Here is an 8,309-nt window from a genome sequence, read left to right on the forward strand (position 1 = left end):
ATTATTACACCTTCAGGGTGCTCCGGCGCCAGCTGTGACGTGCGGGGTGAGTCATGACTTTTCTCTTGGTCTTTATCATAACCCACTGTGGCACACGCCTGTTCTGCTGGGTCTTTTTGGAAAGCCGGATCTTCCGGCACTTTGAAACTTTACTCATTGTATTTCTCCAGATGACCGTATTGCGGTCACGAGGGATTGCTCATGATTAGGCGGGAACAGCGACGACGCCGGAATGCCCCGGCTGTCAAGTTCCCTGCGTATCTCATGTTCGTAGTCCCCACTGCGGATTTGTCCGGTCTCCCCGTAACTTACTTCGAGGTACCGGGCAGCAAGCCGCTGTACCTCCCGCTTCGGATATCCGATAAGCGGGCGGACATAGGAACATCCGCATCCGTCTGATATACTCCGGACTTCGTCATCGGTCAGAAGTGGCACCCGGTCACCAAACCGTGTACCATCGCCGACAACCTCGTACGAGGTGCAGAGGATACGAACCGCCTCCCGGTGGATCCGCTGGATTGCCTGTGATGGATGCCCGCACCCCACTACCATATCTGCTGCCTCTTTGAGGAGGCCTTCGGGGAATACCCGTTTATGGTGCGGGAATCCAAGTGCTGCCGCCGCCTGCTCTATCTGCTCAATTGCAGATTCAGACGAGAAGACAAAGGTGTTCAGTTCAACCTCGTAGTTTTCTGACAGCAGAAGTGCTGCAAGAGAACTGTCTTTTCCGCCTGAGAACAGGACGCCGGCTTTCATCCTTTACGTCTGATATTGAATTCGCGTTTAGCTGGCGTTACCTGTTTAAGGATGACTTTCAGCTGCTCGTCATTGATCTTATTCTTGATCCTTCCACTCTGGGCAAGCATGACCAGTTGTTGTTCCACGGACCGAGCAAAATCAGGCTTTGTAAGCCGGATAGTGTTAAGCCGTTCACGTGCTTCAGGCTCAAGAATCTGCATGAGTACAGAATGTATCTGTGCATCATACTGACGTTGCCGTTCGGCTTCATCCTGCTGGGAAGCAGCCTGCTGCTGCATCTCCATCATTCGACGCCGTCGGATCTCTGCTAATTCATCATCTCCCATTCAGGAGCACCTTCGTTTACGCGGACTCAGTTGCAATAGTATGCGCTACTCCATCGAGGAATGATGCGCCTGCAGGTGTGACGACTCTGCCGCTCTTCTGCTGGGCAACAAACCCTGCCTTCTCGAGCTGCTGAACCGCCTTTCTCAGGACGGATCCACTCCCCTTCACCGTTTTGTTCGGCTTGGAGCCTCTGTTCTTACTTCCACCATACACAGACCGCATCCGCTCAACACCGACTGGGCCGTCAACGTACACACGCCTCAGTACAGCTGCTGTACGGGTATACCACCAGTCAGAATCTTCAGGTGGCATCCCCTTGTGGGCACCGGTCTTTGCAAAGGCTGCCCATTCAGGAGCAGTTATTTCGGATTTTTCCTTCAGTTCCGCTGCAACGCGTGAAATCAGCTTCTCAGCAGGAACATCATACACAGTAGTCATCGATAGTCCACACTCTCAATGCAGATAGTAGTCTCTACTTATACGTATGAAGGATTCTTATATATTTCGTGAACGTGTCCCGGAGACAGATCCTGGATCTCCAAGAACCATCGTTCTTCCTCTCACCTGAAGAAGAATCATGCCGCTTTCCTGTGCGACTACTTCCGGTTCCACTTCAACAGACTCAAGCCACTTTACCTTGATGGTTTTCCGGGTCTTTATCTGGCTGCGAATCTCTTCAATTATCGTCGGACTCATTCCGGATTTTCCAACCCAGATGGTTGGTTTCAGGTCATGATATCCCCCGGCTGGGGCTGCTGTCTTTTTTCTTGTTGTATTTCTGTCTTGACTCATGGTTTATTCCGATATAGCGGGTAACGGCGGCGATAGCCGCAGGTCAAACACGTGATGACCACACGGCTGCGGTGTATTCTGGCCTGCATTGTTACACCAGGCACAAAGAATCCGTAGCAACTGCGGCAGAACTTTCTTCTCAGTTCGTGAGGCATACGGATTCGTTCCTTCATCGCGATACGGCGGGCCAGTGCAACACACCGGTTGCTCCATTCCGGGTTTTCAGGGAAGAATCGTGAAGCCTGCTCAAAGAGGATTCGTATACGCTCCCCTGCAATATGCCTGCGATCCGAACGCTGGTGACGCTTGCCCATTAATCATCCCGACCCGGGGAAGGTGAATGAGCGTTTCCAATCTTCACAACCCTTCCTTCAATCCTGAGCCTTCGTTCAAAGAAGAGCCGGATAGCTTCAGGAAATGCCTTATGTTCTTCAATGAGGATCCGGTCTGCAAGGATATCACCGTCATCACCTTCAAAGACCGGCACAGTCCGCTGGATGATCACCGGGCCGGCATCCATATCCTCTGTTACGAAATGCACGGTACATCCGGCGACTTTGACACCATAGTTGACGGCCTGCTGCTGTGCATGCAGCCCGGTAAAGGAGGGAAGGAGACTTGGGTGAATGTTCACCATCCGACCCGAGTATTTCCTGACGATCTCACTTCCTAAAATCCTCATATACCCGGCTAACACGACGAGATCAGGATCATACTTCTGGATCGCTGCAATAAGGGCAGTCTCGTATGTCTGCTTATCTGAAAACGATCTAAACGAGACAACTTCACCAGGAATTCCTGCAGCTCGCGCACGTTCGATCGCATAGGCGTCAGGGTTGTCCGTTATCAGAGCCTTGCATACCGCAGGGATGTACCCCTCAGCAGCCTTGTCAAGGATGGCCTGAAAGTTTGATCCTCTCCCTGAAGCAAGTACGACAAATGTTCCTTTTTCTGCTTTCATGCAGCGGCCTCAGGTTTTTTGTGAGAAGGGGAGATCAGCAGTTTGATTCTTGTTATTCGTTTTCCTTTCATCTGAATCACAATCAGTCTGATGCCCCCGTCCAGATCACAGGACTCACCAATTCGTGGAATATATCCCAACCGATCGATGATAAGGCCTGCTATGGTTTCATATGTCTCACATTCAGGAAGTAAAAGATCCAGTTCTTTGTTGAGATCAGAGACCCACATCCTGGCATCAACAGAGTAGACCCCTTCTGCAACCCGTATCAGTTCAGGCTCCTCGGTGTCAAACTCATCAAGGATATCACCCACCAGTTCCTCAACGATATCCTCTACCGTGATGATCCCAACAAATGCCCCATACTCATCAAGGACAATGGCCAGATGGTTCTTTCTGGCCTTCATCTCACGCAGCAGGTCATCTATATTCTTTGTATCAGGGACATAGACCGGTTCTGAGCAGAGCTCAACAAGCGGGTGATGGATCCTGCCATCCATTACAGCAGCAAAGACATCCTTGATGTTGAGGATTCCCCTGATGGTATCGATGTTCTCATGATACACCGGGAGTCGTGAAAAACCGGTCTTCTTGAAGATCTCAAGGGCATCTTCAGGTGAGAGGGTGTCTTCAGCCATAACCACATCGATCCTTGGTGTCATCGCCTCCCTGACCCTGGTGTCTGCAAACTCAAAGACCGAGTGGAGCATCTCCTGCTCATCCTTCTCGATGGTCCCCTCTTCCTGCCCGACATCGATCCACTCCTTGATCTCCTCCTCTGTGATGAGATGCTGTGAAAAGACCGGCCCTCCGGTCATTTTTCCGGCAATGGCATTAAAGGTCCAGATAAGAGGGCTGAAGATCCGCGAGAGCAGGTAGACTGTCGGAGAAACTCCTAGGGCGATGCTGGTCTGGTGCCTGCTTGTATACATTTTTGGCAAAACCTCACCAAAGACCAGCAGGAAGATAACGACACCAATTGTGGCAACTGCAATTGCCAGTGCCCCAGGGCCAAATATCCCGATGGCTAACGCCGTCACAACCGAGGCACCGAGAATATTGACGATATTATTTCCAATAAGGATCGTGATCAGGAACCGGTCAGGCTCCTCTTTCAGTGTCAAAAGTGCCTGTGCTCCGGGCATTCCTTCATTGATGAGGGTCCTGACTTTTGCACGGGTGATAGAGAAGAGTGCAACTTCAGAGCAGGAGAAGAATGCAGAGCAGACAAGCGCCAGAATAAAGATGCCGATATAGAGGTAATATTCGATGAACACTAAAAACCAGACCCCCGTATGGCCGGAGCCGCTGGCAGATATGTACGTCCTTTTGCCAGGGATACCTGTGAAATTCTCATAAAGAACTCAAACACCGTCCGGGGAGATTGAGATCTCCACTACTGTGATTAATGAGAGCGGGCCACACAAATATCAATCTTTTTCTGACAGGCAGACAGGAGAACCATATGGCCGGTAAAATCAGGAGATTTATGAGAGATGCTGCCTCACAACTCTGACATCGTCGGCGATCATCCTGATCTTCTCTTCTGCAGTGAGAGGATCTCCAACCGAGAGGTCGTTGATCTCAAGAGTGACAAGCCCGTCGTACCCTGCATTGCCAAGGACCTCAAGTGATTTTTCTGCCCACGGATTTCCCTTGACAGGTTGGTGCATCACACTGCCAGATGCACCTGACAGGTGAACATTTGCAATCCTGCCTTCTGCAACCGATAAAAATTCATGAAGTACTTCTTCACCACGCGATGCTACATGGCAGGAGTCAAGCGTGAATGAGAGCCATTCACGCTCATCAAGGACACGGGCGATCTCTGCCGGTGTTGTGAGCAGGGCGTTTACCTGCGGTTCCATGTTCTCAATTGAGACTGAGACACGTGATGATTCAGCATACGGGGCAATCTCATCAAGCATATGGTCTAGTCGCTGGTAATCGAGATCTGATGGAGGCCGCTTGGATGTTCTCCTTCCCGGATGGATCGTGCAGACATTGGCCCGGAGAGTTTCTGCAAGTCGTATTGAGAACTGTATCCATATGATCGACGCCTTGACCACGTCAGGATTTATTGAGCACGGATTAAGATCCAGAACCGGAGCATGAACTGACAGGGGGGCCGGGAGAGGATGCTGCCTGATCACCTGGGCAAGGCGATCTTCAGAACGTCCTTCAAGCCACCAGTCAGGAGTTTCAGGCCAGAACTCTAAGGTATCGGCGCCGGATCTCCTGACCGCATCAAAGATCAGGTCAAGTGGATGGTCATGGAAGAACATCGTTGAGAAGGAGATCTCCATAACCATTGATTATCTATACCGGGGGAAATAACCGATCAGTGAAGATGGATCAGCTGACTCTGGATTCCTGGGGAACCAGTCCGAAACCTGCAGTCATGCGGGTATCTGAGGTTACTGCAGTGATAACCAGCCTTCTTGATACTCCTGAACTGACCAACATCAGGGTGACCGGTGAGATCACCAACTTCAAGAAGCACGGGTCAGGGCATCTCTACTTCTCACTTTCAGAACGGCAGGGCGAGAAGGAGTTTGTGATCAGGTGCACTATCTGGAAGACTGCTGCCAGGTATCTGCCCTGGAAACCGGAAGACGGGATGATCGTAGAGGCTTTTGGGAGCATTAACCACTACGAGAGAGGCGGGCAATACAATCTGATCGTCACCCAGATGTGGCAGTCAGGAGCAGGTGAAAAGGCTCTCCTTATCGAGCGGTGGAAAAAGGAACTCGGGCTGAAAGGCTACTTCTCTCCTGAACGAAAACGTTCTCTCCCTGATTACCCGACCAGAATAGGGGTTGTCACGTCAGAGACAGGGGCTGTTATCCACGATATTCAGAACGTGCTCTCCTGCCGGTTCCCGGTGGAGATCATCCTCTCACCGACTGCAGTGCAGGGTCCCACTGCCCATGACGAGATTGCAGCAGCAATCAGGCGGGTTGCTCCGATGGTTGATCTTGTGATCGTCGGAAGAGGTGGTGGCAGCTACGAGGACCTCTTCGCCTTCAATAACCCGACTGTCGTAGAGGCGATTGCTACCTGCCCAATACCGGTCATTGCTGCGATCGGGCATGAGGTTGATGTCACTCTTGCAGACCTTGCTGCAGATGTGAGGGCATCGACCCCGTCACATGCAGCCGAAATTGCAGTCAGGGACCGTAAGACGGAACTTGAAATGATATCCCAGATCAGGAGTCGTATCTTCAGACGGCTTCTGACCAGAATAGAGCAGGCAGACGAGGAACTCAATGATCTCCGGGACCGGCTTTCACCGGTCAGGATGAACAGGACGCTTTCTGAACGCAGGCAGTATCTCGTGGATATTACTGACCGGATGAGTAACCTTTCAGATCTTTCGCTTGGAAGGTTCAGGGTCCAGGTCAGGGAAATGAGTGCCAGGCTTGAGGCGAGAAATCCTTCAGGTATCCTGATGAGAGAGATTCCTGAACGGAGAATCAGGATCGCAGATCTGAATGAGCAACTTTGCCGTGGAGCAGGCACTTTTCTTGCACGGTATCGTGCAGAACTCGAATCATTATCCAAGATCCTTGAGGCACGAAGTCCATATGCTTCTGCCAGGGACGGCTACTGTATTGTTTTCAAAGACGGCAAAACAGTTGGTTCGGCAGGAGTGCTCTCAGAAGGTGAGATGGTTGAACTCAGGTTCAGGGATGGATCAGCATCAGCAGTTATTGATCAGGTGAACCCGTATGAAGAAGTATGAGGAACTGGTAACTGATCTCAAAGAGATCGTAAAGAAGATCGAGGATGGCGAGACTAGTCTTGATGAGATGATCACGCTCTACGAACAGGGGACTGTTATCATCAAGCAGTGTGAAGAGAGGCTTTCTGACGCAGAGATGAAGATCAGTAAACTCGGAAAGGAGTAATCATGAGGAAAATTCTGCTTTTTCTAGTTGTTCTGCTTATTGCCGGAGCAGTTGTCATTTCAGGATGCACAAAATACGCTGATCCCGATCTCAAGATAACATCAAATCTCTCTAAGGTCTCTGACGATCCCGCAGGGAATATCACGTACGATGTGAAACTGACCGTTGCCAATGTCGGGACCAACAATGCATACAAGGTCAAGGTCATGACCATCCTGTCAACACCTAAGGATCTTTCAGAATACCGGTTTGATAGCAGGACCACTGATGCCGGAGATATTGAAAAGGGAGCGGTGAGGACATTTACCGAGCGAATGACTCTTCCAGCAACCAAGGCAAATCATGACCTCATCATTGCCGGGACACAGCAGCCTGCAATTGAGACTAAAATCATTTCAGTCTCTGCAAACGTAATGTGATAGCCTGCAGAAAATCCTCCAATACTTTTATCAATCCAGATGGTGAAGAAGAGTCTGTGAGTGCCACAAACCGGGCTCTTCTGACCCTTGATATAATCAAGGGGATTATAGCAGTTATTTTTGGAAACATCGGACTCCCGCCGCTGGTACGATACCTGATAGGGATGCTCCAGGGTTCAGGCCCCGCTCAGATCCAGACAAATACCCTGGTGATAAGCCTTGTCTGTCTGCTGATAACAATAATTGCGTACCATAAGACAGAGAATAAAATAATCAAGGCATTCGTGATAATCTGCCTCTTTGTCCCGGTATTACTTATCTTTCTCTCGTACTTTACTGTGATGAAGGTCCCTATGCCGTTCTGATACTTTGAACGGCTCAAAACCGGATCTGACACAGTTTTCAAAGCCGTGTTACTGAACGGAATGTATCATTCACCACGAACCCTGAAACGAAAACTCGCCGGAACTCCAATCTGGTGTTCATGTCCGGGATCACGGGTCATCAGGAATTACGTACCTGCACATTGTATCTCCGGTTTCAAGTCCGGGTAGGGATAAATCGGATCTTTTTTATTCTATACTAACAGACATCAAAATATGTTGATGCAGAAGGCTTCTCCTAAAATGGTTAAAGCATGGAAGGCTGCATATTCGAAACACCGGGCCAGGCTGAAACCAAATAACAGATCAGCTTCAGAGATTATGACGTATGTTACACAGAAATATCCTCTTGAGGAACTTCCCCATGAAGAGCTAAAAGAATTTGTCAGGTATAATATTCTCAATAACGAATGCTACGAAAGAAAAATTCCTGTTGGCAGACCTCTCATACCGCATGTCTTCCATGTTGAGCATACGGGATCAGGAAATGATCTGTATGAAAATCAGGATGACGAGTTCAAAGGATATGAGATCCTTGTTGGATTTGAACTCGAAACCGGCTACTTCCTCGTTGAAGGGAGTAATCAACTTTGGGATGAGATCTTTCTATTCAGGGGCCTGGATGAGTATGATATTGACAATGCATACCTCGTTTCTGAGTATATCGATTGTCTAAAAAAAGCGGGTCAGCTGGACAGTGTGCTTACTCCAGTAGATAAAGCCACTATCTGAATCAGGTGCAGGGCTAGTTCATGTC

At 49.6% G+C, this 8,309-nt stretch carries 14 protein-coding genes; 5 read left to right on the plus strand and 9 right to left on the minus strand.

Annotation, left to right across the window (positions count from 1 at the left end; all coding sequences use genetic code 11):
* Nucleotides 1-4: 4 nt before the first annotated feature.
* The 9 genes from VN429_RS03005 to VN429_RS03045 form a co-directional block, all read right to left on the minus strand.
* Nucleotides 5-157, minus strand: a complete 153-nt coding sequence (locus VN429_RS03005) for a 50S ribosomal protein L39e (RefSeq protein WP_109970059.1) — start codon at nt 155-157, stop codon at nt 5-7.
* Entirely contained in the window at nt 154-756 is a 603-nt protein-coding gene (locus VN429_RS03010; protein ID WP_325629639.1) for a DUF7411 family protein, read from the minus strand. Before VN429_RS03010 ends, VN429_RS03005 begins: the two co-directional genes overlap by 4 nt.
* On the minus strand, nt 753-1,085 hold the full coding sequence (locus tag VN429_RS03015) for a DNA-binding protein (RefSeq protein WP_325629641.1): 333 nt from the start codon (nt 1,083-1,085) through the stop codon (nt 753-755). The genes VN429_RS03010 and VN429_RS03015 overlap by 4 nt, the downstream gene beginning before the upstream one ends.
* A 16-nt stretch (nt 1,086-1,101) precedes the next feature.
* Entirely contained in the window at nt 1,102-1,524 is a 423-nt protein-coding gene (locus VN429_RS03020) for a 30S ribosomal protein S19e (RefSeq protein WP_325629643.1), read from the minus strand.
* A gap of 57 nt (nt 1,525-1,581) precedes the next feature.
* On the minus strand, nt 1,582-1,878 hold the full coding sequence (locus VN429_RS03025; protein ID WP_325629645.1) for a YhbY family RNA-binding protein: 297 nt from the start codon (nt 1,876-1,878) through the stop codon (nt 1,582-1,584).
* On the minus strand, nt 1,875-2,192 hold the full coding sequence (locus VN429_RS03030) for a ribonuclease P protein component 4 (protein WP_325629647.1): 318 nt from the start codon (nt 2,190-2,192) through the stop codon (nt 1,875-1,877). The genes VN429_RS03025 and VN429_RS03030 overlap by 4 nt, the downstream gene beginning before the upstream one ends.
* Nucleotides 2,192-2,839: a phosphoribosylglycinamide formyltransferase gene (purN, locus tag VN429_RS03035; RefSeq protein WP_325629649.1), complete on the minus strand. Its 648-nt coding sequence runs from the start codon at nt 2,837-2,839 to the stop codon at nt 2,192-2,194. The genes VN429_RS03030 and purN overlap by 1 nt, the downstream gene beginning before the upstream one ends.
* Nucleotides 2,836-4,116: a hemolysin family protein gene (locus VN429_RS03040; protein WP_325629651.1), complete on the minus strand. Its 1,281-nt coding sequence runs from the start codon at nt 4,114-4,116 to the stop codon at nt 2,836-2,838. Before VN429_RS03040 ends, purN begins: the two co-directional genes overlap by 4 nt.
* Nucleotides 4,117-4,326: 210 nt before the next feature.
* Nucleotides 4,327-5,124, minus strand: coding sequence for a sugar phosphate isomerase/epimerase family protein (locus tag VN429_RS03045; protein WP_325629653.1), 798 nt, complete (start codon nt 5,122-5,124; stop codon nt 4,327-4,329).
* Between the two features lie 65 nt (nt 5,125-5,189).
* On the opposite strand from VN429_RS03045, the gene xseA reads away from it, so the two are divergent.
* The 5 genes from xseA to VN429_RS03070 all read left to right on the plus strand — a co-directional run bounded on the left by xseA (nt 5,190) and on the right by VN429_RS03070 (nt 8,284).
* Complete coding sequence (xseA, locus tag VN429_RS03050; RefSeq protein ID WP_325629655.1) at nt 5,190-6,584, plus strand: exodeoxyribonuclease VII large subunit; 1,395 nt, start codon at nt 5,190-5,192, stop codon at nt 6,582-6,584.
* Complete coding sequence (xseB, locus tag VN429_RS03055; protein ID WP_325629657.1) at nt 6,571-6,750, plus strand: exodeoxyribonuclease VII small subunit; 180 nt, start codon at nt 6,571-6,573, stop codon at nt 6,748-6,750. The genes xseA and xseB overlap by 14 nt, the downstream gene beginning before the upstream one ends.
* Before the next feature lie 2 nt (nt 6,751-6,752).
* The gene (locus tag VN429_RS03060) at nt 6,753-7,169 is read left to right on the plus strand and encodes a hypothetical protein (RefSeq protein WP_325629659.1); all 417 of its coding nucleotides are present in this window, start codon (nt 6,753-6,755) and stop codon (nt 7,167-7,169) included.
* Between the two features lie 56 nt (nt 7,170-7,225).
* Nucleotides 7,226-7,534 carry a hypothetical protein gene (locus tag VN429_RS03065; RefSeq protein WP_325629661.1) on the plus strand — a complete coding sequence of 103 codons (309 nt, stop codon included), beginning with the start codon at nt 7,226-7,228 and terminating at the stop codon, nt 7,532-7,534.
* A gap of 261 nt (nt 7,535-7,795) precedes the next feature.
* Nucleotides 7,796-8,284 (plus strand): hypothetical protein, encoded by a 489-nt coding sequence (locus VN429_RS03070; protein ID WP_325629664.1) that lies wholly within the window; start codon nt 7,796-7,798, stop codon nt 8,282-8,284.
* Nucleotides 8,285-8,309: the final 25 nt, after the last annotated feature.

The sequence above is a fragment of the Methanospirillum sp. genome (assembly GCF_035560735.1).
Classification (GTDB): Archaea; Halobacteriota; Methanomicrobia; order Methanomicrobiales; family Methanospirillaceae; genus Methanospirillum.